The following is a 627-nucleotide window of genomic DNA, read 5'->3' on the forward strand; positions in this document are numbered from 1 at the left end:
GATTAAGTATGTCGATAAGGCGTTTCCATCCGTCACGTAATTTACGGGTGATTCGTTCAAGTAAAGATTCGGAAGGGCAGCCAGCAACAGGCCACCCTGCAATGGCATATTGCATGGTGTGCTCCTTATTTATACATAACGAAAAACGCCTCGAGTGAAGCGTTATTGGTATGCGGTAAAACCGCACTCAGGCGGCCTTGATAGTCATATCATCTGAATCAAATATTCCTGATGTATCGATATCGGTAATTCTTATTCCTTCGCTACCATCCATTGGAGGCCATCCTTCCTGACCATTTCCATCATTCCAGTCGAACTCACACACAACACCATATGCATTTAAGTCGCTTGAAATTGCTATAAGCAGAGCATGTTGCGCCAGCATGATTAATACAGCATTTAATACAGAGCCGTGTTTATTGAGTCGGTATTCAGAGTCTGACCAGAAATTATTAATCTGGTGAAGTTTTTCCTCTGTCATTACGTCATGGTCGATTTCAATTTCTATTGATGCTTTCCAGTCGTAATCAATGATGTATTTTTTGATGTTTGACATCTGTTCATATCCTCACAGATAAAAAATCGCCCTCACACTGGAGGGCAAAGAAGATTTCCAATAATCAGAAC

At 41.1% G+C, this 627-nt stretch carries 2 protein-coding genes; both read right to left on the reverse strand.

What is annotated here, in order from left to right; translation table 11 throughout:
* A partial coding sequence (locus tag HP552_RS00105; protein ID WP_175393801.1) for a protease FtsH-inhibitory lysogeny factor CIII occupies positions 1-115 on the reverse strand: 115 nt, incomplete at its 3' end.
* A gap of 72 nt (positions 116-187) precedes the next feature.
* Entirely contained in the window at positions 188-556 is a 369-nt protein-coding gene (locus HP552_RS00110) for a DUF2528 family protein (protein WP_000065374.1), read from the reverse strand.
* Positions 557-627 lie beyond the last annotated feature (71 nt).

This window comes from Paenibacillus xylanilyticus (genome assembly GCF_013359935.1).
In the GTDB taxonomy this organism is placed as follows: domain Bacteria; phylum Bacillota; class Bacilli; order Paenibacillales; family Paenibacillaceae; genus Paenibacillus; species Paenibacillus xylanilyticus.